Below are 25,934 nucleotides of genomic sequence, written 5' to 3'. Positions count from 1 at the left end.
GCGGCTTTCGCCGCCTCACAAGCCCCGCTTGAGGCGATCCCTCGCCGGGCCGACGGCATTCGGCGCCATGTCGGGCGGACGAGTGTTGACAGGCGCGGCGGGAGCATGTCGCTCTAAGCGGGTGTTCTGAGGCGCCGAGAGGCGCCGAAGACAGCGGCGGAAGGTAAGTATTTCCCGGATCGCCGCGTGCCCGCGAGAGCGACATGCTCCCGCCGCGACGACTCCAGAGACCGCGGCGGTCGAGCTAAAGCTCGACCGCTACGGGGTCGGGAGCGGGTTCGATCATCAACGCGGCGAGGACGCGTTATTTGAAGGCGACGACGCCGGTGAGCGAAGCGATCGATCCGGGCGCCGGACCGTTCGACGTGATCGTTCCGCCGTCGAGTATCCCCGCACCCTGCAGCACCATCGTGTGCGTATAGCCTGAGAACGGGAACGGACGCGACCCGCCGACGACCGGGTTGACCGCGGCGGCGCAAGGTCCGACGGGCGAACCCGCGATGTAGCACGAGCGGTACTCGCGACCGTATGCGCCGCTCGACGAGCGCAGCGAGTCGACCGTCTGCGGCGTCGGCACGACCGGATCGAGAGCGACGAGCTCGATCTCGGGGCCGAGGTTGAACCACGACGGCGAGACGAACTGCGTGCGGATCATGCTCGACTTCAGATCGTACGTCAGCAGGAACGACGCCTCGGCAAAGGTGCGCGCGGGGATCGCGTCGGCCATCGCCTCGTGCGCGGCGCGCTGATTGCAGACGAATATCTTGCCGAGCCGCGCGACGGCGAGCTCGGTGTTCTCGGTCTGCTCCCAATACGATCCGGCGGTCACGTCGCCGCCCTTGTTCGACGCGTGGCTCGGCGATGCGTAACAGTCTTCGAACGTGCCGCCCATGACGTTGCTGGCGCGCGCGACGATCTGGAGGATCGGGCTCACGCTGTAGGTCGCGCTCGCGCCCTTGCCTTGGTGCGGCAGATCGCCGTCGCCGAGCGCGTTGACCATGACGGGCACGCCGAGCGACTGGACGAAAGCGACGTGCTCGTCGATCCATTTGCTCTCGTCGAAATTGCACGGCAAGCCGGAGAGCGAGCCGGTCGAGGCTGCGGTGTCGTCGAAGATCGCGTCGAACTGACCTTGGCTCATCGCCTGATTCGCGAACGACTTCCAAGCGCTCTGCGCGGCCGGCGACGTCGGATCGGTGAGGTAGCGCTCTTCGCCCTTCTGAACGAGGATGCGCTTGCCCGAGCAATCGTGCGCGAACTGGCTCTCGTCGCTCGAGTAGATCGCCTTGTCGCGTGGCGCGACGCGGTTCGGATTCGTATAGAAGATCGTCTTCATGCCGGCAGCGTGCAGCTGCTTGGACATCGGGATGTTCGACATCGCCCACGTCGTCCACTTAGCCGCACTCGCGATGTCGACGGTCGGTTCGCCTTTCGGCACGCCGTTGACGCCGAAGAACGTGTACGAGAGCACGTGCGTCGGCACGCCGTTCGACGCCGCCGAGCTCGTCTGATGGCTCTGGCAGTTCGCGATGAAGAACGCGAGAAATATGATTGCGATAAGTCTAATGAGACGGACTGAGCGCAAGAGTACCTCCTTGTCGGGGTAGAGGATCGGTCACCGTATATATGGCGTCCATGCCGAATGCCTTGAGGAAACGATCGGCGGTCGCGATCTGTTCCTCGGTCGCGCGCGCCTGCCACTTCGACACTTGCCGCATGCCGTCGATCCGGCCGGAGCCCGCGATCTCGCCCATCGTGCGGCCGTGCACCGTCGATGACGGTGCGTTCATCTTGCTGAGCGCACGCATCATCGTGCGATCGTCGGTCGGCTCGCCGATGTACGTGAAGAGCTTGCGCAGCGACTCGACTGGCTCGATGCAGAAATCTTCGTAGAACGCGAGATGGATCTCGCCGGGCTTGAACTGGCGCAGCGGCACGTAGTTCTGGATGCACCAGACCACCATGCGCTGCTCGAACACGGTCGTCGCGGATTCGAGCAAGCCGCGGAACGGCTCGAGCCAATCGGCGACGAGGTCGGGCTGTCCGAAGATGAGCTTGCGGAAGTAGCGCATGCGCAGCGACGGATCGTTGTCCGCCTTGCCCTCGAGCCGCGACTGGATCGTCGGCACCGGGTGGCGGATGAGGTGGATGATCTTCAGGCCGGGGAACTGCTCGTACAGCCAGCGCAGCCACAGACCGGACTTCGTCTCTTTGATGAGCCGCCTCGCGAACACCATTCGCGGCGTGTAATTGTATTGGTCGACCGCCGGGTTCTTGAATTTGCCCGTGAGCACGGCATCGGCGCGCGCGCGCAGCTCGGGATCGTCGTCGGATGGGCGGATATACTGGAGGCGCGTGTCGATCGGTTCGCGGTCGTGGACGAAATGGTAGGGCGAACGCGCGATGATGCCTTCTTCCGGTCCTGGCAAGAGCGGGCGGTAACGGTCGGTCAACAGATATCGATAGAGCGAGATCGGCTCGAACAGGTAGCGGTAGTCGTTGCGATAGTTGATCGTCTCGGAGATCCACGTGCTTCCCGTCCGCGCCGCCGCCGACAGGAATACCGCGCTGTGGTAGTCGTTGTTCGTCTCGAAGATGAGCCTGCTCCGGAGCGAATTCCAGCGCGGCCGATACACCGGCCGCCAGCGTTCGCTCAATCTGCTCAACATAGAACCACGTTTACCCAAGCCCGGCTCTCCTTTTCAGTCGAAACGTTCCGGCTTCGTGATTTCAGTGATGATCAGCGGGACGCCTGCACCGTGGGTCCGTTAGAACTCTGTGAGAACATCGCGTCCGCGCTGTGAGCGCGCGGCCTGGGGTCTTCGTCGTAGATAGCCTCTAGGCCGAACAAACGCAATATCTCGATGGCACGTTTCGCACGCTCGGGTGAGACGTACGCTCTCCACGCTTCGACGAGGCTCGCGCCCGTGACGATCGCGCTCGTGCGGCCGCCGTGATATTTGCGCGCCTGCACCGACGCTTTGCCGACGTTGCGCATCGCGCGCTCGTCGAAGGCGGCGCCAAGAAATGCAGCGAGCCGCTGCAGCTCGCCTTCGGGATTCTCGCAGACGTCCTCGTAGAAGATGAGATGCGCGTCGCCGGCGTGCAGCTGGCGCATCGGCACGTAGTTCTCGACGCACCAGATGAACACGTGCCGCTCGAAATCGTCTCGCGCGCGCTCCATCTCGGTGCGGAAAGGCCCGAGGTGATCTTCCATGAGCTGGGGCTGCGAGAAGAACATGCGCGCGAGATCGCAATCGCGCCCGAGCTGGATGCGGGAGTTGACGACCGCGCATGGATGCCGCATGAGGTAGATCATCGGCATCCCGACGAAGCGTTTGCGGATCCAACCGAGCGCGAGTTGGAGCCGCGTGTCTTTGACAAGGCGACGATGGACGACGACGCAGCGGTTGTACGCGTCGGCGTACGCATTGCGCAAGCGGCCGGTGAAGATGCTCGTCGCAAGGTCGACGCGCCGCGGTTCGTCGTCGTCGATGCGGACGTACTGCCGCGGAAGCCAGTCGCGCGCGGCAGGCACGTGCTTGGAGTGGAACGGCTCGTATAGATAGCGATACGAGTGATCGTAGTTGATGACGTCGGGAACCCACGACGTTCCGCTGCGTCCGGAGCCGACGAGCAGCAGCGTGTGGCGGTAGTCGCCGTCGCGATCGAAATAGACGCGCGGGAAAAGGCGGCCCGCGCGACGCGCGAAGATCACCGCTCGCTCCGTGAGGGCTGTGCGAGCCTTATCGAATGTGGGGAACGGCGTCACGGGATGTTCGCTTCACGCCGCGCGTCTAGGCCACCCGCCGAAACGGCGGGACTTGCGACCTACGGGAAGGCGATGACCGCTGTGCTCGGCGCCACCGACGAAGGCGGCGCGGGGCCGTTCGTCGCGATCGAACCCCCGTCGAGCACGCCGCTGCCGCTCAGCACGAGCGTGTGAGCGTATTGCCCCGGATACGGGAAGGGCTGCGACTGCATGCCCGCGCTGCCGCTGTTGACGACCGCTGCGCACGGGCCGACGAAGTTGCCCGCGACGTAGCACGCTCGGTACTGTCGCGCGTACGTGCCGCCCGATTGGAGCAGCGATGCGATGTTCGACGGCTCCGCGATGACCGGCTGCTTCGCCACAAGCTGGACTTCCGGATAGACGAACAGGCCGGAGTAGTCGCCATAGTGCGTCATATAGAACGTCGTGTTCGGGTCGTAGGTCAGCAGATACGACGCGTATTGATAGAGGCGCGCTTGGATCGCCGTCGATCCGGCGGTCGACATGCCGCCGTTGCAGACGAAGAACTTCTGGGAGTTCGCCATGTCGATCTCGGTCAGTTCGGTCGCCTGCCACGAGACTTTCGTGCGCAGCGTGTTGTCCTGTTTGGAGTAGCAGTCTTCCGACATGCCGCCGGCGGCCCCCGGGTTGAGCGCGATCGAGGGAGCGACGGTCGGCTGACCGTTTTGCGAGCCGGTGTTGCTCAGCGAGTTGTAGATGATGTGCGAGGTCATGTACGAGTCGAGCTGGTTGCTCGCGTTCGTCCAATCGGTCTGGTCGAAATTGCACGGCGGCGCGCTTGTCTTATTGATGTTATCGGCCTTGTCTTCGAAGACGTAGTCGATCCAAGCGCCGTTGCCGACCATCCTCTGGACGTACGATTCCCACATCCCGCCGAGATCGGTCGAGTGCGGATCCATGAGGTAGCGGCCGACGCCGACCCCGAGCGAATCGATGCGGTTACCGGAGCAGTCGTGTGCGAATGTCGATTCGTCGTTCGAATACATCGGATCGCCAGGGCCTTGGCGGTTCGGTATGGTGTAGAAGGCGACGGTCAGACCGGCGTCGTGCATCGCGAGAGAATCTTGCGCGTCGGTGTCGACGTAGTCGAGCCACGGTGTCGTCTGGGTCCACGACGACAGGCGATTGCCGTCACCGGTAGCCAGGTCTTGCCACGTGTGCACGTGGATCATCGAGATCGGCCCGGGGGTCGGCGTCGGCTGCGGCGTCGACGTCGGCGTCGGATGCGGTGTCGGCGTTGCGGTCGGATGCGGCGTCGGCGTCGCGGTCGGATTCGGCGTCGGCGTGCTGCTCGGCGTCGGCGACGGATGCGGCGTGGACGACGGTGTCGGCGTCGGCGAGGGAGCACCGGACGGGGTCGGGGTCGGGGTGGGCTTCTTCTGCGGAACGATCACCGGCTGGACGACGCTGCTGCCGCCCCCGCCGCCTCCGCAGCCGCCGACAAGAAATACGGCCGACAACGCGGCTATCGCGCTTGCTAGTCGTAAAAATCCGAGCGATGATCGCAGTTGAGCACAACGCGGACCGCGTAAGCGCGGCCCGTCCCCACGACGAGTAGTCACGCCAATCATAAGGATTGGCGATGGGTCTATCCATGCGGCGGCTCACTCTCGAGTGAACCGGTGGGGTAGTGTGCCGGCTATCGCAGCGGGCGGGTTAGCGCGGTCACAGACCGACGCGCGAGCGCGAGGCAGCCGGTACGCTGTCCTTGATCGCTGCGACGACGTCGGCGACATCCGTGTCGCTCATCCCCGGGAAGAGCGGCAACGAGACGAGCTTGAGCCACTCTGCCTCGGTCACCTGCAGCGGTCCGTGGCGCCGGTGCTTGTACGCGGTGAAGTGGTGCGACGGGATATAGTGGACGCTCGTGCCGATGTTCCGGTCGCGCAGCGCCTCGATGAGCGCGTCGCGCGAGATGCCCGCCGTCTGTTCGTCGACGAGGATCGGGAACACGCACCAGCTGTGCCGGTCATTCGTTCGCATCGAGCCCAAGGCCGCGACGGCGACGCCTGGGACATCCTCGAGCCCGGCGACATAGGCTGCCGCGAGTTCGTCGCGGCGCTTCTGGTTCGCGGGCAGTTTCGCGAGCTGCGTGAGACCGATCGCGGCTGCCATGTCCGGCATGTTGTACTTGTAGCCGGTCTCGAGCACGTCGTAGCGCCACGCGCCGCCGCGCTCGTAGCGCTTCCATGCGTCCTTGTCCATGCCGTGGAGCGACAGGCTGCGAACGCGCTCGGCGATCTCGTCGTCGCGGGTGACGAGCATGCCGCCCTCGGCGGTCGTCACGTTCTTGGTCGCGTAGAAACTGAACGCTGCAGCGTCGGTGCAAAAGCCCGGCCAGCGGCCGTCGTCGAGCGTGCCGACCGCGAGCGCCGCGTCTTCGAGCACGCTGATGCCGCGCGAGCGCGCGTATGCCGAGATCGGCGCAGCCGCGGCGGGCCGTCCGGCATAGTGCATCGTGACGATCGCTTTCGTCCGCGGCGACGTCGCGCGGTCGATCGTCGCGACCGTCGAGCAGAGCGAATCGGCTTCGACGTCGCAGAAGACGGGCTCGGCCCCGAGCTGGAGCACGAGATTCGCGGCCGCGACGAAGCTGAGCGCAGGCAAGACGACTTCATCGCCCGGACCGACGCCGAGCGCGATGAGCGCAAGATGCATCGCCGAGGTGCAGCTGTTGAGCGCGATCGCGTGCTTGACGCCGCACGCGGCGGCGAAATCAGCTTCGAACCGCTTGACGAGCGGTCCGGTCGTCAGCCAACCGCGTTCGAGCGTGTCGACGACCGCAGCGATGTCGTCAGCGCCGAGCGCCGGCCGGCAATACGGCAGGAACTCTGCGCGCTTCAACTGGCCGGGCCGGGCACGGGCAGCGGCTCGAGTTCGGGCGGCGGCCCCGTATCGAGAACGACGACCCGATCGAGCGGCGCCTTCGCCGCGAGGCTCGCGTTGACGGAACGCAGCGTGACCTGGCGATAGAGCGACACGATCGTGTACATCCAGAATGTGAACTTCGAGAGCATGACGCCGACGAAGATCGCCGCGACGAAGGCGCCGAAGACGCCCGCCTCGACCGCCACGCGTTCGTCGTAACGCGGGTGGCCTTTCGGGATGTGCGCCATCGACTTGTACGTCATCCACCACGCGAGCAGCATGATGCCGAGGCCGATGAGGCCCTGCTCGACCCATGCCTGCAGGATGATGTTATGCGGGCCGCGGTGCCAGTGCTCGTAGAACTGGTTCCAGACCGTCAGGAAATACTTGTCGTACAAGTTCTCGAACTGCGCGAAGCCGCCGCCGAAGAGCCAGTTGTCCTTGAGCGCGGCGAGACCGACCTTCCAGATCTCGATGCGCCCCGAGCCGCCCGAAGGGTCGGGCTTCAGGAACCTCCCCCAGGTCGCCGTCGGGAACGCGAAGCTCACCGTGAAAGCGAGCGCGGCGAGGAACAAGAGCTGCCCGCGGTAGCGCCCCTTGAAGAAGTAGTAGACGCACACGAGGAGGTCGGCGAGGATACCGCCGCGCGACCCGACGACGAACTGGCCGACGATCAGGATCGCGAAAACCATGAGAAGGCCGATCTTCTTCAAGCCCCACTGCGCGCGCAGGATGTACATCGTGACGAGCGCGACCGGGAAGACGAACGAGGCCGAGAAGAGGTCGGAGAGGAGCTTGTTGTCCGGATTGAAATGCGCCTTGAGCCGGCCCGCGTTATCGAATTTCGCGCCGCCGAAGCCGAAGACGGTCGCGCCGAACACCGACGCGAACATGCAGCCGATGAGCCACGAGACCATGACGATCCGGAACTCGTCTTCTTCGATGCGCGCGACCGCGAGGATCACGTAGAAGAAGATGAGCTGCCACAGGGTGCCCCAGAGCGTCAACGTTCCGATGTCGACCTGGTAGCCCCACAGCATGGTGAGCGACGCGTAGCTGCCGTACGCGAGCCACGCGATGACCGCCTTGCCCGGATCCGCAAAGCGCTTGTTCCGCGCGAGGTACCACATCATCGAGCCGGTCGCGAGGATCGCAGCGACCTTCGTCAGCGAGCTGCCGCCCGTGAACGATGTGAAATTGAGGTACGAGTCCGACGGCACGAGCAGCGCGTAGAGCGAGACCGGGAACAGCCACGGGCGTTTGATCGCGAAATACGCCGCGAGCGGCGTCATGAACAAGCAGAGCGCGAGCGCCATGCCGGTGTGCGAGCCGCAATAGATGGCGAAGACGTTCCAGAACATCGGGCAGCCGGTCGGGGCCATCGCAAGGTTGAACCCGATGAACGCCATGAGGACGTAGGCGCCGACGCCGAGCGATATGGCCGTCCATTTCCAGAAGACCGGCCAGAACGGCCGATAGACGATGGCGCGTGTGTCGATCACGAGAGTGCGACTCCGTTTTGCCGCCGCTTCGTAGCGGCTAGGATCCCTTCGCAGATGTGGTCCGCGATGATGTCCCCCAAATAACCGGTGCGAACCGACGTCCGGCCCGCCTCGTTATAGCCGAGCCCGCCCTCGGCCATGCGCGCGGCGAGACCGCTCAGATGAGCGATGACGTCGCTTTCGCCCGAGGCCTTGAGCGTGCCGGGGAAAGGATAGTTCCAGATGACGTAGCGGCCGTGGTTGAGCGCCTCGAGCACCATCTGGGAGAGGCCGTCGTGGTCCGCCATCCGCACGAGCACGTGCGTCTTGGCATACGCGTCGTCGATCTCGTCCAAGAATCCGACGTAGTCGACGTTCGGCGGCGCCGGCCTTCCGCGGCGTTCGCAGCCGACGAAGATGAACTTGAGAGACGGCAGCGCGCGCGCGACCGAGAGCGCCATCTGGCCCCCGTAGAACTCGAATCGATCCTCCGGCAAGAACCACAGCACGCGCAGCGGTGCGGGCGGGAAAGGCAGTTCGGCGGTGACGGAGATCGGACTAAGCCCGATGGTCTGACCGTCGACGCCTGCGGCCTTCAGCTCGTCGACGAGCCACGGCGCGTCCGCCCAGTTCGTGACGAACTTCGCCGAGCTTTGACGTTGGACGCTCGGATCGTGGAGGCGCATCGTGTCGGAGCCGAGCCAATGCTTGACGATCGGCTTGCCGAAGAAACGGCACGCGTCGAAGACCGAGCGCGGCACGATCGGCCCGCCGACCTGATAGACGACGTCGCACATCGGTACGAGCGGCAGCGCCCGCAGCGCGAAGTTGCGCTTGACGTACGTCGCTCGCGCGCCGCGCGCTTCGAACATCGCGGTCTGGCGCAGCGCGAAACGCGTGTAGCCGAGGACGAGGATGCGCATGCCTGCGACGGATGCGACCTTCGACTTCTCGCCGCTCATGGTGGTGGGAGAGACGGTCATATCAGGACGATCTTCTCCCTGCCTGCCTCGACATGGTGCGTCGCATTGCGCGTGTCAAGGACGACCCGCGCGTTGCGCACGACGAAATCCCAATCGATCGAGCTATGGTCGGTCGTGATGAGGACGCACGTCGCCCGCGACAGCGCGTCGGGCGTGAGCAGCGCGGAGTGCCGCAGCCTGCCGTCTTCTTCTCGCATGCTCGGGATGTGCGGATCGTGGTATTCGACGATCGCGCCGTCGTCCTCGAGCAGATGAAGGACGCGGAGCGCGGGCGACTCCTGCCAGTCTTCGACGTCGCGCTTGTAGGCGAGTCCGATCTGGAGGATGCGCGCGTCCTTGAGCGGCGTGCCGCGTTCGTTGAGCGTGCGGCGCAGCTTCTCGCGCACGAACCACGGCATCGCGAGATTGATCTCGGCGGCGGTCTCGGTGAAACGCATGTGGAAGTCGTAGCGGCGCGCCTTCCAGGTCAGGTAGAACGGGTCGAGCGGGATGCAGTGGCCGCCGACGCCGGGGCCTGGGTTGAAGCGCATCATCCCGAACGGTTTGGTCGATGCCGCGTCGAGGACTTCCCAGACGTTGATGCCCATCTTGTCGCACAGCTGCGCCATCTCGTTGACGAGCGCGATGTTCACGGCGCGAAACGTGTTCTCGAAGACCTTCGAGAGCTCGGCGACTTGCGGACTCGTGACGGGCACGATCTCGTCGATCGTCTGCCGGTAGAACGTCGAAGCGACGTCGAGGCATGCTTCGGTGACGCCGCCGACGACCTTGTTCGTGTTGACGGTGACGTACCGCGCGTTGCCCGGATCGACGCGCTCCGGTGAGAACGCGAGGAAGAAATCTTCGCCCACCTTGAGCCCGCTCGTCGACAGGATCGGCAACAGCAGCTCTTCGGTGACGCCGGGGTACGAGGTGCTCTCGAGCGTGATGAGCCGGCCCGGTCGCAGCCGCGATGCGATCTCCGCGCCGATCTTGCGGATGAACGCGGTGTCGGGGTCCTTGTGGAGGGTCACCGGCGTCGGCACGCACATGATGACGACATCGAAGTCGCCGATGCGGTCGAGCTCGGTCGTCGCGGTCAGCTTCCCGCGCGTCACGACCGCGGCGAGGTCCGCGTCGTCGACATCGCGCAAATAATTCGAACCCTGGTTGAGCTGCGCGACGCGGATCGGATTCTGATCGACGGCCACGACGGTGAAGCCCGCCTTCGCCTGCGCGACCGCGAGCGGCAAGCCGATGTAGCCCGCGCCGACGACGCCGACCCGAGCCGTTCGAGCGACTATGCGCTCTTTGAGCGCCGCCGCATGGCTAAGGCCGTCCGACTTCGGCCTGATCACTTGCATCGATGCCGGCACTCCGAGCCGCGAGGGCTTCTTCTAAGCTGACGACGTTTGCGCGCTGCGCCTGGACTGGCGCCTGCTCGGGCGCCTCTCCAATAGTATCGGCCTCGCCCGGTGGCGGCGCGAGCGGACCGGCTGCGTCGAGCGGCGTCACATGCGTCGCCGACTCTGCGTCGTCGCCACGCAGATGATCGCCCGGCACGAAGCTCGGGACGAGACGCCGCAGCGTCGCGATGACCGTCTGGGCGTCGGGCGTGCGCACGGCGACTTCGAGGTCAGTGAGGATGCCGACGAGCTTCTCGTAGACGACACGCTCCTGCTGTGCGACGAAGAGCCGCTCGTGGGCGGTCGGATCGTCCGATGGATGTTCGTCCGGGTTGTCGAGCTCGTGCGACGTCAAGATCTCTTCGCGCAGCTTCTCGCCCGGCCTGATCCCCGTGAACACGATGTCGACGTCGTCGTACGGGCGCAGGCCGCAGAGCCGCACGAGGTTTTCAGCGAGCTCCACGACGCTCACCGGTTTGCCCATGTCGAGCACGCACACTTGCCCGTCGCGGCCGATCGCCGTCGCGTCGAGGACGAGGGCGACGGCTTCGGGGATCGTCATGAAGTAACGCACCATGTCCGGATGCGTGACGGTGAGCGGGCCGCCCATCTCGATCTGCTTCTTGAACACGTCGATGACGCTTCCGCGGCTGCCGAGGACGTTGCCGAAGCGGACCGAGACGAACTCGGTGCCCGTTCGGCGCTCGAACGATTGGCAGATGAGCTCGGCGACGCGCTTCGTCGCGCCCATGACGCTGGTCGGGTTGACCGCCTTGTCCGTCGAGATCATGACGAACTTCGCGACGCCTGCCGCTGCCGCCGCGAGGGCGACGGCGTGCGTGCCGAAGACGTTGTTGCGCACCGCCTCGCACACGTTCGACTCGAGGATCGGTACATGCTTGTGTGCAGCGGCATGGAAGACGATATGCGGCCGGTACTGCGAGAAGATGCTGCGGACGCGGAATCCGTCGGCGACGTCGGCGAGCGCGACCTCGGTCTTCGTGAAGCCGAGTTCGGTACGCAGCTCTTGGTCGATCGCGACGAGGCTGTTCTCGCCGTGGCCGACGAGCACGAGCAGCTTCGGGTTGAAGCGCGAGATCTGGCGGCACAGCTCGCTGCCGATCGAGCCCCCCGCACCCGTGACGAGCACGACGCGGTTCTCGAGGTGCGGTGCGACGCGAGAAGGATCGACCTCGACCGGATCGCGCTGGAGCAGATCCTCGAGCCGCACGTCACGCACGGGCGAGTACTCGACCCTGCCGGTGAGCAGCTGATCGAGGTGAGGGAGCACCTTGACGGCCGGACGCCGGCCGCCGGCGTTGGCACACGCGGCCATGACGATTTTGACGAGGCGGCGTCGCGCGGACGTCGCGGCGACGATGATCGTTTCGATCGAGTGCGCGTCGATCAGCGCGCCGAGATCGGCGGGTTTGCCGAGCACGGGAACGCCCTCGACGCTGCGCGTCGCCACATCATCATCGACGCAGCCGACGACGTCGAACGGAAGCGATTCGCGCTGGTCGAGGAGACGGATCACCGCCCGCGCGGCATCGCGTGCGCCGACGACGATCGTCCGCGACGCGCCGGGCGCCTTGACCGAGCGCCGGCGGACCCGATTCCACAGACGCGCGAAGAGCAGCATCGGAAACGCGAGGCTCGCGGCCGTGACGCTGACTTGCGGAGCGAACACGTTCGCGTTCGCGACGAGCGAGAAGAGCGCAAGCGCGCCTGCCGCGAGTGCGCACGCGGCTGCCAGACGGAGCGCCGCCTCTTGGAGCTGCGCGCCTTGGTGCCGGTAGTTCCCGGTGATGACAAGCGCAAGGACGATCAAGGACGCGGTGACGACGATCGACAGAACCGTCTGCGTCTGCAGCGGCACGAGGCCCACGGACAGGGCGGCGGCAGCAAGCGCGGCGACGAGCGCGATGAGGGCATCGGACGCGACTCGCACGCTCTCGCGTGCGGGTCGGTCCGTACTCGGCTCGTGGCGGATCGCTCCGCCCGTCGTCACGTCGCGCTCCATCGGCTCAACGCTTCGCTCTTGACGGCTACGCCGTCTCGAGCTCGCCGCTGAGCGGCAGCTGTGAACCAGACTGCAGCACGTAGGCGCTGTCGCGCGCGTTCGGTGTCGCGCGGTTTATAACGACGCCGATGACTGAAGCGCCCTCGACGACGCTCAGCCGTTGAAGCGCACGATTCGCCGATCGCGTGTCGGTCCGGCCTGCGGCGACGACCATGATCGTGCCGTCGCACTTCTGCGCGATCGCGGCGGCGTCGACCATCGGCAGCAGCGCCGGCGTGTCGAAGATGATCGTCTGGTAGTTCGCTTGGAGATGTTCGACCATCTCGTCGAACGTCGACGACTGGATGAGCTTGATCGGGTTCGGCGATTGCGAGCCCGCGGGCAAGAAGTCGAGACCCGCGAAGCGCGTCGAGACGATCACGTCGTCGACCTTGCTCTCGCCGACGAGGACGTCGGCAAGACCCGGGCCGCCGTCGACGCCGAGCTTCTCGTGCAGCGTCGGGTGGCGCATGTCCGCATCGATGATGAGGACGCGCGGCCGCATCTCGGCCATCGCGATTCCCGTCGACAGCGCGACCGTCGACTTGCCGTCGCCCTGCGATGGACTCGTCACCGCCAGCGTGCGGAGCGGCTTATCGGATGCGAAGCGCAACGAGGTCACGAGTTGCAGGTACGCTTCGATCGTCAGCGCGCGGAGCATCGGCAGACGCGCCTGTCCGCGGCGGCTCGTCGCATCGAGCTGCGGGACCTGCGCGAGGACCGGCCACGGCAGCGCGCGGCGGACGTCGTTCTCGTCCTTGAGGCTGTTGTCGAAGAAGTCGACCGTGAACACGCCGGCGATCGCGAGGATGATGCCGAGCACGAACCCGAGGAGAATCGTCAGGACGAGGTTCGGGATCGTCTTCACCCATTGCGGTTCGGCGAGCTGTTCGAAAGAGACGTTCGAGAGCGCCATCGTCTTCGCGACGAGCGCGTCGTTGTAGTGCTGGCGAAGGCTGTCATAGACGCCTTCAGCGAGCTGCGCGTTGCGCTGCAGGTCGGCGAGTTCGCGCGCCGTGTTCGGCAGCTGCTTCACCTGGACGCTGAACAGCTTCTGCTGCGCGTTCAGCTGACTGATCTGCGACTGGTCGCCGGCGATCTGCGCCTGCAGCGAGGCGGCCTGCTGCGAGTTCTGCTGGAAGACCGGGCTCGGCACGACCGCGCGCGAGGCGACGTACGTTTGCGGCGCCTTGGCGATCTCTTGCTCGAGCAGCTGTTTCTGCTGCGCTAGCGCGATGACCGTCGGGTGCGCGTCCGTGTACTGCTTGCGGGCGGCGTCGAGCTCCGTGGTCACCTGCGCGAGCTGCTGTTTGAGCTGGGTGACGACCGGGTTCTCGGCAATGCTCTCGCCGCCGTTCGCGGTCGCGCTGCCTGCGGACATCTGACCTTGGACGTTCGCGAGCGAGGCGGACGCCTGCGCCTCGTCGACCTGGAGCGCCGCGATCTTGCTCGCGTTGTCGGTGTAGAGGCTCACCGTGCTCGAGGTCTGCGCGCTCATGTCGCCGATCGTGTGCGACGCCTGGAAATCGGCGAGCGCCGAGTCGGCCTTGTTCTTGTCGGCCGCCGCTTTGGGGATCTGCTGCGCGAGGTAGTCCATCGCGGTCTGAGATTGACCGGCGATGAGGTCGCGCTGCTTCTCGATGAGCACCTTGCCGAATTCGTTCGCGATGGCCGCGGACGTCTTCGCATTCTTCCACGTCGCGGCGAGCGTGACGATCTGCGTGTTCGTCACGGGCGCGACGAAGATATCGTACTTCAACAGCTTGTACGCGTCGATGTGCGGGTCTTCTTTGCGCAGCTTGAGGTTCTCGATGACCTTGGTCGCCACGTCTTGACCCTGGATCATGGTCGCGTACGTCTCGACGGACTGGACGCCGCCCGCCGCGACGAGCGCGTTGAGCACCGGCAGGTCCGTGTTGATGCCGTTGAAGTTCGTCGCCGAGTTGCCCGTGATCAGGGAGACCGTCGCGACGTACGACTTCGGCCACACGATCGCGTACGCGAGCGCGGCGAGGAAGAACGCGCCGAAGATGTAGAGCGCGAGCTTCCAACGCCGGCGCAGGGCGCCGAACAGTTTTTGGAACTCGTCCTCACGTTCCGGCACGGGCATCACTGTGGAGCCGTTGCCGTTACTGGAGAGCTGGTACATGGTGGCTAGTGCCTCTCGTTTCCCACATCATTTACTATGGATGAACGTATTATAGCGTTTCGGCGCCGAGAGACCCGGAGCGTCGGCCGCTCCGGGTCCCCGACTTGGTTGTGCTTATGGAGTCGGGTATGGACTCGTGCAGCCCGTTGGTTGGCCCGGGGCTGGAGTCGGACATGGTGTCGGCAACGACGGGTCCGTTCCAGGGGTGATCGCGGCGAGATCGTTGGCGATTGTCTGGTTCTTGAGCTTGTTCGGTCGCCATCTCGGCTTGGCGGGGTACATCGTGTTGCCCGCCTCTTGTTGTAGGATGATGTCGGTGAGCAGCTGCTGCTCCTGAGTCGTCGGCGTGCTTTGCAGATGCGTGTAGAACGACTGGAGCGTGAAGAAGTTCCAATCATCGAAAGCCGTCTGGGTGGCCGCCGACTTCGCCATGACGTACATCGTGACGGCTGCCGTATACGTGTCCGACGCATTCACGCCCGGGATTAGGTACTGGTTGCGCGACGAGTCGTTGCCGGCGAATACCATCGTGTACGCCTGTGCCTTGAGGTTCGTCCCCATCGCGGCGGTGCCAATCACTACGTAGTTGCGACCCGGCACGATCGTATACGTGGGATTCGGGGAGGCAGGCACCGGCGTCGACACTGTCAGCAGTGTGAAATTGCCGTTGACGTCTGCGGCTCCTGTTCCAGCTTGCCCCGTGCAACCACACGTGAAGTCGACCTGAGCATTAGCGGCTGCCGCTTCCGTCGGCGCTGGGTAAGCGCCGCCGATCGCGACGTTGAGGTTACCTGTCAAGACGGGCGTCACCGACGGAGCCGGCGAGGGACTCGGACTCGGGTGGCCGCCGCCACCGCCGGGCGGGGGGGCGGCGCTGGTGGAGCCGCCACCGCATCCAGCGATGAGGGCCGCTACGATCATGCCACCGAGGCTTCCCCAGATGGCGATCTGTTGAGTGCGCTTCATGCTACTCTGTGCTCCTTTGACGTCGTTAGATGTTCGGGAAAAGCAAGCGCGCGCCGATGAGCAGCAGGTAGAACGGATTGCTCGACGCGCTGCCGTTCTGGCTCACGAGACCGTGCTTGTTCTTGGGGACGTAGACGACGTCGCCTTTTTGCAAGACGATGTCTTTGGCGACGTTGCCCTGTTGCAATTCCTGATAGAGATCCACGTTGAAGCTCTGCGACTGACCGCTGCCGTTCGCGAGGCGCGTCACGTGGATGTTGTTGAGATCGCCGTCGCTCGTCGGACTGTTGCCCGCCTTCGCGATCGCCATCGATAGCCGGTCGCCCTGATTGAGCTCGATCTCGCCGGGATGGTCGACGGCGCCGGACACCTCGACGTCGATCGTCGCGGGCGCCGGGATGAAGATCGTCGATCCGTCGGGCACGGGGATGTTGCCGGAGAGATCGCCTTCGGTGTAGATCTTCTCGAGCGAGACCTTTTGCATACCGCCCGCATAATCGGTGACCGTCGCGTCGTTGTACGTCTGTGCACCGGCTGACAACCCACCGGCTGCAGCGACTGCATCCGTGAACGTGCCGCTCGACGTGAGCTCGACTTTGCCCGGATGTTCGACGCCACCGAGGACGAGCACGTCCGCTTTGCCTTGCGCTTGGACGAGCACGACGACGTGCGGATCCCGCACGTACTTCTTGAGCGCCTTCGTCACGGTAGCCGAGGCCTGGGTCGGCGTCTGGCCCGCGACGTGGATGATCCCGACGAGCGGATAGTTGATGTCACCCGAAGGCAGCACCGTCACCGTTTGCGACATCGTCGGATCGCCGAAGACCTGCACGTTGAGCTGGTCGTTCGGATGGATGATGTACTGCGGCGGGGTCGTCGTCGCCGCGTGCGCGGCGAGCGGACCGCATGCCAGCAGCGCGGCGCATATGACGAGAGCCGTTGTACGCATACTTCGAGTGATATGATGCAGTATCATAGCCTTCCGTTACACCTTCATTCCCTGGGTCTGGCCGGCGGACGGTAGTGGCGGGCGCCGAATTCGGCGCTCAGCAACTGCCCACCGAGTTTTGGGTCTACATAAGCCTGCCCGGATGCCAGCGCCTGTAACGCCGCCACGACCACGTCGAGGGTCGCGCTCGAGCTTACGGCACCGCCGCAGCCGGCTGCTATCGCCCCATGCACGCGGCCGGGCTGCCCCGGCCCGACCAGCGCGCAAAGCGCGAGTTCCGGGTGAAGCCGGGCGAGCTTCGCCACGGTGACGATCGGGTCGTTGACCTGAGCGTCGAAACCGATGATAGCGGCGGCCGCCCCGTTCTTGCCGATCTCTTCGAGCGCGCTATCAGTGTGACGGTACGACCCGACGACCTTGGCCGTCCCGCTTTCTTCCAATAATTGTGCGAGAGCCTCCCGCACGATGTGCTGATCGTCGACGATAGCGACGCGGACTGGCTCTCGAAAGTCGGCTGCCATGATAGTTTCCATGCTATCCCGACGAAGCATCCCAGGAAAGGAACGGTCTCACCCCGGTTGACCGGGGTCGCATGACCCCTTCTAGACGGGGCATTGGGCACAAAGTCCTACTCGTCGGTTTACCGTTCATGACATCCCTGCGGTCACGCGCTTCGGCCGTTCGCCCGCGTGTGAGGGTCGCTGCTTCGCGTCGCTTCTGCGGCCCAGGGTGTGGACTTCGAAGCCTGCACGTTCCCAGCGGACCGGATCGAACAGATTACGCGCGTCGATGATAATGCGCCCTCGCATCGACTTCGCGACCTCGGCGGGATCGAGCGAGCGAAACGCGTCGTGATCGACGACGAGCACGAGCGCATCGGCGCGTTCGAGCGCCGACTCGAGCGTCGGCGCGAGCGGCCGCTTGAATCCCGACGCGACCGGATCGTAGATCGCGGTCTCGTAACCATGCTCGCGGAGCAGCTCGTCGATCCGCTCGGTCGGGCTCTCGCGCGAATCGTCGACGTTCGCCTTATACGACGCGCCGAGAAGCGCGATCTTCGCGCCAGCTTGGGATTCGGGCACGAGCTCGCGGATGCGGCGGACGACGTGATTCGGCATCCGGGCGTTGACGCGGCGCGCGGTCTGGATGAGCTCAGTGAGGAACGGGTTTGCATCGGCGAGGAAATGCGGATCGATCGGTATGCAATGTCCGCCGACTCCCGGACCGGGTTGGAGGATGTTGACGCGCGGGTGCTTGTTCGCAAGCGAGATCGCTTCCCACGCGTCGATGCCGAGCTCTTCGCACAATAACGCGAGTTCGTTTGCGAGCGCGATGTTGACGTCACGGAACGTGTTCTCGATGACCTTCACGAGTTCGGCGGTCGTGCAATCGGTCTCGAACATGTCTGCTTGGACGAAACTCGCGTACAGATCTTTCGCGGCACGCGCGGCCTCGGGCGTGCGACCGCCCATGATGCGTGAGTTCTCTTTGAGCTCGCGCACGATCGCGCCAGGGATGACGCGCTCCGGGCAGTGGGCGAGCAGCACGTCGTCGGGCGAGACGCCGTGTTCGCGCAGCGCGCCGGCGACGACTCGGTCCATCGTCCCTGGCGGTACTGTCGATTCCAGGATGACGAGGTCGCCTTTGCGCAGCATCGGGGCGATGGCTGCCGTCGCGTCGTGGACGTACGTCAGGTCGGGCCTGCCGTCGACGGCGTTCGGCGTCGGCACGCATATGATGTAGGCGTCCGATCGTTCTATCTCGTCAGCGACCGAGAAGCGGCCGGTCGCTAGCGCGTCGACGGCAAGCTTGCGGACCTCGAGATCGGCGACATGTTCGCCGCCGCGACGCAGTCCGGCGCGCACGCGCGGGCTGACATCAAAGCCGGAAACCTCGTGCCCGCCGAGCGCGAGCATCGCCGCGGTCGGCAGACCGATGTATCCGAGGCCGAGTAGGCTGACCTTCACTCTAACTGAGACCCTCATATGGGCATGTCGACGGGACCCCGCGTCCGCGGTGGTCGCTCCATTTTACCTGGGGAGCATTACACGTCAAAGTACGGGTCAACCCTAGAAAGGCGGGTCAAGGGGCCCAATCGGACCAGGGTTGTTAGGCCTTAAGACCTATCGGCTGGGGAAACAACGATTCTGCGGCGTCTCGGTTCGGGAGCGACGAGGCCGAGTAGACGGAGTCGAAGCCGAACTGCGCGAGGATGTCGAGTGAGCGAGATATCTCGCCCGGCGAGACGTACGGCCGCCACGAGTCGGGATCTCCGAGCGCCGAGACGACGCCCTTTGCCGTCCATGCCATCCGCGATGGCCGCTCGACCCGTTCGAGAATTTTCTCCGGAAACGGTTTGCCGAGAAACGCGAAGAGCCGTCCGATCTCCCCGCGCGGGTCGACGCTGAAATGCTCGTAGAACGCGAGGTGCAGCTCGCCGCGCTGGAACTGACGAAGCGGGATCCAGTTCTCGACGCACCACTGGAGCACGTGCTGCTCGAACGGATCGCGAACCGTCTCGAGAAGATGCCGGTACGGCTCGAGGTGGTCGGCCATGAGCGCCTCTTGTCGAAGGAAGCCGGCGAGATCGTTCGACCACGTGTGGCGAAGCCGCGACGCCGCGACTGCGAGCGGATGGCGCAGCAGCAAGACGATCGGCATGCCTGGGAAATGGACGTCGAGCCACTTGAGGAACATGTTCGCGCGGATGTCTTTGATGAGCCGCCGTCGCGCGACAAAACGGTGGTTGTAGTAGTCGACCCAACGATTGCGGATGCGCCCTTCGACGATCTCGCGCGCGGGCTTCACGAACGCCGGGTCGTCGTCGCCGGGCCGGATGTATTGTCGATTGAGAAACGCTTTGACTTCGGGGACATGTCGCGACGTGAACGGCTCGAACATGAACCGGTATTCGTTCGCGTGGTTGATGAGCTCGGCGATCCAGGTCGTGCCGCCGCGGCCGCTGCCGGCGAGGAACGTCGTCGCGCGATGATCGCCGCCGGCATCTACGTGAAGCTGGTGGATGACGCCGACGACGCGCCGCTTTGCGCGTCCGGCTCGGCGCTTAAATCGCGCGATCAATGGCGCCGGCTCATTTTCGGGCGTGCAGGACGCCTCGAGTGCCCCGCAAAACCGACTCGCCCAGCGACGCAGCGCATATGCCTCGACATTACCGTGCGTGCGACGCGAATTACTGCGAGCCTTTCGGACTAATTATGACGGCCCGCGTCGCTCTTGTCATGCCGATGCTGAACGAAGCGGTCGATCTTCCCGAGACGCTCGCGAGCATCGGGGCGCAGACCTTCGACGCTTCGCGCATGCGCTTCATCGCCGTCGACGGCGGTTCGACCGACTCGAGCCGCGAGATCGTCGAGCGATGGCTCGCATCGTCGGGCGTCGAAGGCGAAGTCGTCCTCAATCCGCGCAAGCGCATCCCGATATCGCTCAACGTCGGCGCGGAGCGAGCAGGGCGCGATGCACTCATCGTCCGGCTCGACGCGCACACGACGTATGGTCCGACGTACATCGCCGACGTCGTGCGTGCATTTGAATCCGGTTCATCGCAGCTCGGCAACGTGGGCTGCGCGCAGATCCCGGCGCCGACGCCGGATTTCGAGCGTTCGGTCGTCGGCGAGCTCCTCACGCATCCGCTCGGCCTCGCGCGCATCGGCGTGCGCGCCTTGAAGGAACCGGTGCCCGTCGAGACCGTCTACCTGGGATCGTGGAGGCCTGGGCTGCTCTTCGAGCTTGGCGGTTTCGACGAGCGATGGATCGCGAACGAAGACTCCGAGCTCGAAGCGCGTCTGCGCGACGCGGGCTACACGCTCTTGCTCGTGCCGTCCGCCAACCTCTACAAAGTGAACCGCGGCATCGGCGCGACGATACGTCAATGGGGCGGCTACGGTTTTTGGCGAGCGCAGACGAGCCGCCGTTTCCCGCACGAGCTGCGGGTGCGGCATTTCATCCCGGCCGCGTTGCTCGTCGGCGCGATCGGGATGCTATTCACGCCGTGGTGGTGGATCGACTTCGCGCTCTACCTATTGTATGCGGCGGCGGTCGTCGCGCTACGCGACCGTACTCGGCCGTTGCGCGTGGCACTGGGATGCGCGGTGGCCTTCCCATGTTTCCAGATCGCGTGGACGCTCGGGTTCTTGCGCGGCATCTTCGTCAAGCCGCCCTCGTTCGAACCCGTGCTGCGCTGAATCGATCGTAAATCTATAATGTTTGTCTGATGTTTGTCTGATGTTTATCTGACGTGGTATGCCGAGCGAAGCTCGGCAGTTTCCGAGCGAAGCTCGGCATACCACATTTTATCATCAACCATCAGACGATATCAGTGACGGTGCGCAGGAATGCGTTAGGGTCGGACGGATCGATAAGGTGAGTGATGCAGCCGGCTGACTCGCCCGCAGCGATGTCGGATACCGTGTCGCCGATCATGTGCGAGCGCGATGCGTCGAAGCCGAACTCGGCGATCGCGCGAAGGAGCATCCCCGGTTGCGGCTTGCGGCAATCGCAGCCGTCATCCGGCGCATGCGGGCAGCAATACCATGCGGCGAGCGGCGCGTTCTCGCGCTCGAGCTGCTGCGTCATCCGGTCCATGATGTCGATGAGGCCGGTTTGTTTCAGCAGGCCGCGACCGACGCAGCTCTGATTCGACACGACGATCGCCGGGAGCTGGGCTTCCGCGAGCACGCGCAGTGCGGCGATCGCATCGGGTCTGAAGCGGAACTCTTCCCAGGCGAGGACGTACCCATCACCCGGTCGCTCGTTGACCACGCCGTCGCGATCGATGAAGACGCACACCTTTCCTGCGCGCGCCTGCGGCGATCGCCACGCGAGCGCTCGCGCACCGGGCGTCACAGGAACGCGTTCGCGGCGCCGACGTCCGGCAGCGGTTCCGACGCGTCGTAGATCTTGTCGAGACCGAATATCTTGAGCACGGCTTTCGTCTGAGCGACGTCTTCCGCCGGCGCCTTCTTCTGCCACGAGCTGACCATCTTCCAACCGTCGAGCATCTCAGCTTTGAGCTTGCTGTTCGCGGAAGGCCGGCGCAGCCGATCGAGGAAGCGTCCGAGGCTCTCGTCGTCGATGCGGTCGCCGAGGTGGGCGCCGACGCGACGGATCTCGTTCTCGGGATCGACGCAAAAATTCTCGTAAAAGGTCAACAGGATCTCGCCGCTCGCGAATTGCCGCAGCGGCACGTAGTTCTGGATGCACCAGACGACGGCACGTTGCTCCATGACGGTTTCCGCCGCCTCGAGCGCCGAGCGCAACGGCTCGAGATGATCGGCGACGAGATCGGCTTGGCCGAAGACGAGCTCGCGATAGTGCGCGTTGCGCGCTGCGACGTCGTCGTCGATCGCACCGCGCCGCTCGACGGGCAGGTCGAAGTATTCGGCATAGCGCGAACGGATCGTCGGCACAGGATGGCGCAACAACAAGACGACCGGCATCGAAGGGAAGTGGACCTTGAGCCACTTGAGCCAGAGATTGCTCTGCACTTCCTTGACGAGCCGCTTGTCGACGAAGAAGCGCGCGTTGTACATGTCGGTGCGCGGGTGGTGGAAGCGCCCGCTGATGATGTATTCGGCTTGCGAGACGTACTTCGCGTTGTCGTCGGCGGGGCGCAGGTAGAGGATGCGATTGTCCGGCAGCGCGGTGAGGATCTCCGGATAGCCGAGCGGCATCGAGATGAAGGGCTCGTACATGTAGCGATAGCGGTTGTCGTAGTTGATGAGCTGCGACACCCACGTGCTGCCGGTGCGCGCGCCGGATGAGACGAAGATCGATTTCCGCCAGTCGCCGTTGCGGTCGACGATGAGCGAGCTGCGCAGTTTGCGGTAATACGGGCGCAGCCGCTGCTTCACGCCTTCGGAGACGAACGCCATGTTCCGTCGTTGTTTGGTGCACCGCCGGCGCCTCCCTCCGGCCGCAAGGATGGCGAGTCGAAATTGCCAACACCAGCCTCATGGCGCGCGATCCCGACGTCACGGTCATGCATCTCGTCGAAGCGTCCGGCGGCGGCGAGGTCATGTACGGCAAAGAGCGCGTCATCCATTGGCTCATGCGCGCGCAGCGCGACGCCGGCGACGTCGATGCGCGACTCGCGGTGCTCGCGCCGTGTTCGCTCGCCGCGACGGCGCGCGACGAAGGCTTCCGCGTCGACGTCCTGAGCGACGAAGAGCGTACGCTGCCCACGCGTGTGCTTCGCGCGCTACGCGATGCGCTCGATGCCGCGAAAGCGCCCGTCCTCCACACGCACGGTTACAAGGCGAACATCGTCGGCCGTTTCGGGCGGACGTCGGGCTTGAAGATGGCGGCGCTCATCGGCACGTGCCACGGCTTCGTCACGACGGACGTCAAGCTTCGCCTCTACAACGCGCTCGATCGCATGACCGGCGGCATGAGCGATCTCGTCACCGCGCCCGATCCCGGCATGCTGCGCTCGTTCGGCCGCGGCGTGCGGACGAGGTTCGTGCCGAACGCGATCGCCGACGGCCCCGCGACAGATGAAGCGGCTCGCACCGCAGCGCGCGCGACGTTCGGCTGGAGAAGCGGCGAGTTCGTCGCGGGCATGCTCGGTAGGTTGTCGGCAGAAAAAGGGGTCGACAATTTCGCGAATGCCGCGCGGCTCGACGGTGCGGATACGGTCCGCTGGGCCGTCGCCGGCAGCGGCCCGCTCGAGGCGCAATTGCGCGCGTCGGCGCCGATCAACGTGACGTGCCTCGGCTTTCTCGCCGAGGCGGACGCGTATCTCGATGCGCTCGACATCTACGTGCAGCCGTCGTTCACGGAAGGTCTAAGCCTCTCGCTCCTCGAGGCGATGCGCGCCGGTCTTCCGATCGTCGCGACGAACGTCGGCGCGACGAGCGAGGCGGTTCGCGACGGCGTCGACGCATTGCTCGTCGCGCCGGATCCCGAATCGATCTTCGGCGGCGTCCGAAGGCTGCGCGACGACGACGCGCTGCGAGCGCGGCTCGGAGAGTCGGCAAGGCGACGGTTTCTCGAACGTTTTCGCATGAGCGTCGTCGAACGGCAGTATGCGGCCGTCTATCGCGAGGCCGTCGGGATACGCCGCGCCGGATGAACGCTTCCGGATCCGGTCCGAAGCGGCGATACCTGATGCTCGTCCAGCAGGCGCCATGGAAGCTCAACGGCGGCGCGCTCATCCGCAACTATTGGATGGCGATCGGCGTCGCGCGCCGATACGAACTCGATCTCGTCGTCGCGGAGCAAGCGGACTCGACGCCGCCGCCCGAATTCGCCGCAGCGTGCGCGTCCATCGCGAGCTTCGCGCGACCGCAAGGCCTCGCGTACACGGCGCTCCGCATCGCCGATGCGTTGCGGCCGTCGAACTCGTATTTCAGCGCCGGCCAAGTGACGCGCGCGCAAGCGGACCACGTCGCGCGCATGTGCCGCGAGCAGGCGTACGCGGCGATCCACGTCGGCGACCTCAACCAACACGTGGCGCTGCCGCGCACGCACTGCCCGCCCGTCTGGTACGACGCGCACAACTGCGAGTCGGCGCTCGTGCGCCGTCAAGCCGACTACGAACGCTGGCCGATGAGCGCGCTCGTCCGGATCGACGCGGCGCGCGTCGGCGGCGTCGAGGGTAGGATCGTCGAGCGATCGATCCACGTGTCGGCGTGCAGCGGAGACGATGTCGACGATCTCGAGAAACTCTGGGCCGGCGCGGCGTCGAAGTCGACCGTCATCCCCAACGGCGTCGACGTCGCGCGCTATGCGACCGTTCGCTCGGCAGCGCCGAAGCGCGGGTGCATCACGCTCACCGGAAGCATGGACTGGCGTCCGACGCAACAAGGCCTGATGTGGTTCGTCGAGCACGTGCTGCCGCGCTTGCCGGAGACGGCGGGCGGCGTGCCGGTCGAAGTCCGCGTCGCAGGGCGGATGACGCCGGCGCTCGTCGAGCGCCTGCGCGCGCACCCGCGTCTCGTGCTCGTGCCGAATCCGCCCGACATGCGTGACGAATTGTCGCGCGCTCAGGTCATCGCGGTGCCGGTGCTCGCGGCGAGCGGTTCGAGGCTGCGGCTGCTCGAGGCGTGGGCTGCGGGAAGACCCGTCGTCACGACACCGTCGGGCGCTTCAGGACTGCCGCACGAAAGCGGCTCGGACCTCATGTCGGTTGACGACGCCGATATGTTCGCACGCGATTGCGCGCGCGTCATCGAGGACGACGCGCTATGGGCGCGATTGCGCGACGGCGGGATGTCGAGAGCGGCGGACTACGATTGGCCGCGCATCGCGGACCGAATCGTCGCGATGCACGAGCGCGTCATCGGGGACGCGTAGCGGGTTCGCGCGCCGAGAAAAACGCATGCTCGGCGTCGACCTTCGGCATCGGCTGTTCGTCGTAGATGGCGTCGAGACCGAAGCGCCGCAGGATGTCGATCGAGCGGCGGGTCTGCTCGGCGCCGACCTCTTCCTGCCAATGTCCGACGATGCTCTTGCCGGTGAGGATCGCGGCGTCCGGCCGCGTCACTTCCGACGGCCGCTTCACCGCCTCGTAAATCTTGTCGGAGAAGGGCTCGCCGAGGAACGCGAAGAGCTTGCGGATCTCGTCGTTCGGATTCTCGGCGAAGTTCTCGTAGAAGCCGAGGTGGATCTCGCCCGCAGCGAACTGCCGCAGCGGCACGTAGTGGTTGACGCACCACATGTAGATGCGCTTGCTGAACTCGTCCGCGTTCCGCGCTGCTTCGATGTCGGCCTTGAACGGCGCGAGGTGATCGGCCATCAGCTCCGGCTGCTGGAGGAATTGATCGAAGAGCACGAGGTTGCCGCGCTTGATGCGCGAGTTGACCGCAGCGCACGGGTGGCGCATGAGCAGGACGATCTTCACCTCTGGGAAGTTGACGCGCAGCCACTTGAGCCAGAGGTTGCCCCGCGTCTCCTTCAGCAGGCGTTTACGGGCGAACATGCGCTTGTTCGCGCGATCGAGCTTCGGATAGTGCCCGACCTTGCCTTCGAGGAGCCGGCGCGCCGGCTCGATATACTTCTCGGATCGATCGTCGGGCCGGATGTACAGCCCCCACGTGAACGCGGCGACCGTGTCGATGACGCGCGGCGAGAACGGCTCGTACATATAGCGGTAGCGGTTGTCGTAGTTGATGATGTTCGCGACCCAACCGGTGCCGCTTCGGCCCGTTCCCGCCAGGAAGACGGCATCGCTCAACTTGCCGACGTCGATGATCGGCGGCCAATTGACGACGCGCTTGATCTGCTGCCGCACCTGTGGCGACAACTGTCCTTTGAGCCAGTCTCGGATCGAACCCATGCG

General features: G+C 65.2%; 21 protein-coding genes. 3 read left to right on the top strand and 18 right to left on the bottom strand.

Going from position 1 to position 25,934, the window contains the following annotated elements; translation table 11 throughout:
- Positions 1-304: 304 nt before the first annotated feature.
- From VFO25_06955 to VFO25_06885, 15 genes are all read right to left on the bottom strand, one after another.
- The gene (locus VFO25_06955) at positions 305-1,585 is read right to left on the bottom strand and encodes a putative glycoside hydrolase (GenBank protein ID HET9342636.1); all 1,281 of its coding nucleotides are present in this window, start codon (positions 1,583-1,585) and stop codon (positions 305-307) included.
- Complete coding sequence (locus tag VFO25_06950; GenBank protein ID HET9342635.1) at positions 1,563-2,669, bottom strand: sulfotransferase; 1,107 nt, start codon at positions 2,667-2,669, stop codon at positions 1,563-1,565. The genes VFO25_06955 and VFO25_06950 overlap by 23 nt, the downstream gene beginning before the upstream one ends.
- A gap of 71 nt (positions 2,670-2,740) precedes the next feature.
- Positions 2,741-3,718: a sulfotransferase gene (locus tag VFO25_06945; GenBank protein HET9342634.1), complete on the bottom strand. Its 978-nt coding sequence runs from the start codon at positions 3,716-3,718 to the stop codon at positions 2,741-2,743.
- Between the two features lie 113 nt (positions 3,719-3,831).
- Positions 3,832-5,253, bottom strand: coding sequence for a hypothetical protein (locus VFO25_06940; protein ID HET9342633.1), 1,422 nt, complete (start codon positions 5,251-5,253; stop codon positions 3,832-3,834).
- A gap of 205 nt (positions 5,254-5,458) precedes the next feature.
- A complete protein-coding gene (locus VFO25_06935) occupies positions 5,459-6,637 on the bottom strand; it encodes a DegT/DnrJ/EryC1/StrS family aminotransferase (protein ID HET9342632.1) in 1,179 nt (392 codons plus the stop codon).
- Complete coding sequence (locus tag VFO25_06930; protein HET9342631.1) at positions 6,634-8,163, bottom strand: O-antigen ligase family protein; 1,530 nt, start codon at positions 8,161-8,163, stop codon at positions 6,634-6,636. The genes VFO25_06935 and VFO25_06930 overlap by 4 nt, the downstream gene beginning before the upstream one ends.
- Positions 8,160-9,125 (bottom strand): hypothetical protein, encoded by a 966-nt coding sequence (locus tag VFO25_06925; GenBank protein HET9342630.1) that lies wholly within the window; start codon positions 9,123-9,125, stop codon positions 8,160-8,162. Before VFO25_06925 ends, VFO25_06930 begins: the two co-directional genes overlap by 4 nt.
- Positions 9,122-10,468 carry a nucleotide sugar dehydrogenase gene (locus tag VFO25_06920; GenBank protein ID HET9342629.1) on the bottom strand — a complete coding sequence of 449 codons (1,347 nt, stop codon included), beginning with the start codon at positions 10,466-10,468 and terminating at the stop codon, positions 9,122-9,124. The genes VFO25_06925 and VFO25_06920 overlap by 4 nt, the downstream gene beginning before the upstream one ends.
- Positions 10,434-12,533 (bottom strand): nucleoside-diphosphate sugar epimerase/dehydratase, encoded by a 2,100-nt coding sequence (locus VFO25_06915; GenBank protein HET9342628.1) that lies wholly within the window; start codon positions 12,531-12,533, stop codon positions 10,434-10,436. The genes VFO25_06920 and VFO25_06915 overlap by 35 nt, the downstream gene beginning before the upstream one ends.
- Positions 12,534-12,558: 25 nt before the next feature.
- Positions 12,559-14,721: a polysaccharide biosynthesis tyrosine autokinase gene (locus VFO25_06910; GenBank protein HET9342627.1), complete on the bottom strand. Its 2,163-nt coding sequence runs from the start codon at positions 14,719-14,721 to the stop codon at positions 12,559-12,561.
- A 114-nt stretch (positions 14,722-14,835) separates the two neighbouring features.
- A complete protein-coding gene (locus VFO25_06905; GenBank protein ID HET9342626.1) occupies positions 14,836-15,687 on the bottom strand; it encodes a hypothetical protein in 852 nt (283 codons plus the stop codon).
- Between the two features lie 25 nt (positions 15,688-15,712).
- A complete protein-coding gene (locus VFO25_06900; GenBank protein HET9342625.1) occupies positions 15,713-16,636 on the bottom strand; it encodes a polysaccharide biosynthesis/export family protein in 924 nt (307 codons plus the stop codon).
- Positions 16,637-16,680: 44 nt separating this feature from the next.
- A complete protein-coding gene (locus tag VFO25_06895; GenBank protein ID HET9342624.1) occupies positions 16,681-17,169 on the bottom strand; it encodes a hypothetical protein in 489 nt (162 codons plus the stop codon).
- 114 nt (positions 17,170-17,283) lie between these two features.
- Positions 17,284-18,603, bottom strand: a complete 1,320-nt coding sequence (locus VFO25_06890) for a nucleotide sugar dehydrogenase (GenBank protein HET9342623.1) — start codon at positions 18,601-18,603, stop codon at positions 17,284-17,286.
- Positions 18,604-18,745: 142 nt separating this feature from the next.
- Positions 18,746-19,717: a sulfotransferase domain-containing protein gene (locus VFO25_06885; GenBank protein ID HET9342622.1), complete on the bottom strand. Its 972-nt coding sequence runs from the start codon at positions 19,715-19,717 to the stop codon at positions 18,746-18,748.
- 134 nt (positions 19,718-19,851) lie between these two features.
- Here VFO25_06885 and VFO25_06880 point away from each other — a divergent pair, with 134 nt between their 5' ends.
- Positions 19,852-20,838, top strand: a complete 987-nt coding sequence (locus VFO25_06880; GenBank protein ID HET9342621.1) for a glycosyltransferase — start codon at positions 19,852-19,854, stop codon at positions 20,836-20,838.
- 121 nt (positions 20,839-20,959) lie between these two features.
- Here VFO25_06880 and VFO25_06875 read toward each other — a convergent pair whose 3' ends face one another.
- Both VFO25_06875 and VFO25_06870 read right to left on the bottom strand, forming a co-directional pair.
- On the bottom strand, positions 20,960-21,499 hold the full coding sequence (locus tag VFO25_06875) for an HAD family hydrolase (GenBank protein HET9342620.1): 540 nt from the start codon (positions 21,497-21,499) through the stop codon (positions 20,960-20,962).
- Positions 21,496-22,527 (bottom strand): sulfotransferase, encoded by a 1,032-nt coding sequence (locus VFO25_06870; protein ID HET9342619.1) that lies wholly within the window; start codon positions 22,525-22,527, stop codon positions 21,496-21,498. Before VFO25_06870 ends, VFO25_06875 begins: the two co-directional genes overlap by 4 nt.
- A gap of 80 nt (positions 22,528-22,607) precedes the next feature.
- On the opposite strand from VFO25_06870, the gene VFO25_06865 reads away from it, so the two are divergent.
- Together VFO25_06865 and VFO25_06860 are read left to right on the top strand one after the other, a co-directional pair.
- Positions 22,608-23,726 (top strand): glycosyltransferase family 4 protein, encoded by a 1,119-nt coding sequence (locus tag VFO25_06865; protein ID HET9342618.1) that lies wholly within the window; start codon positions 22,608-22,610, stop codon positions 23,724-23,726.
- Complete coding sequence (locus tag VFO25_06860; GenBank protein HET9342617.1) at positions 23,723-24,949, top strand: glycosyltransferase; 1,227 nt, start codon at positions 23,723-23,725, stop codon at positions 24,947-24,949. Before VFO25_06865 ends, VFO25_06860 begins: the two co-directional genes overlap by 4 nt.
- Here the strand turns inward: VFO25_06860 and VFO25_06855 are convergent.
- Positions 24,933-25,931 (bottom strand): sulfotransferase, encoded by a 999-nt coding sequence (locus VFO25_06855; protein ID HET9342616.1) that lies wholly within the window; start codon positions 25,929-25,931, stop codon positions 24,933-24,935. The genes VFO25_06860 and VFO25_06855 overlap by 17 nt on opposite strands.
- Positions 25,932-25,934: the final 3 nt, after the last annotated feature.

This window comes from Candidatus Eremiobacteraceae bacterium (genome assembly GCA_035710745.1).
GTDB lineage: Bacteria > Vulcanimicrobiota > Vulcanimicrobiia > Eremiobacterales > Eremiobacteraceae > JANWLL01.
Note: the sequence above shows the minus strand (reverse complement) of the source record. Positions and strands in the feature narration are given on the sequence as shown.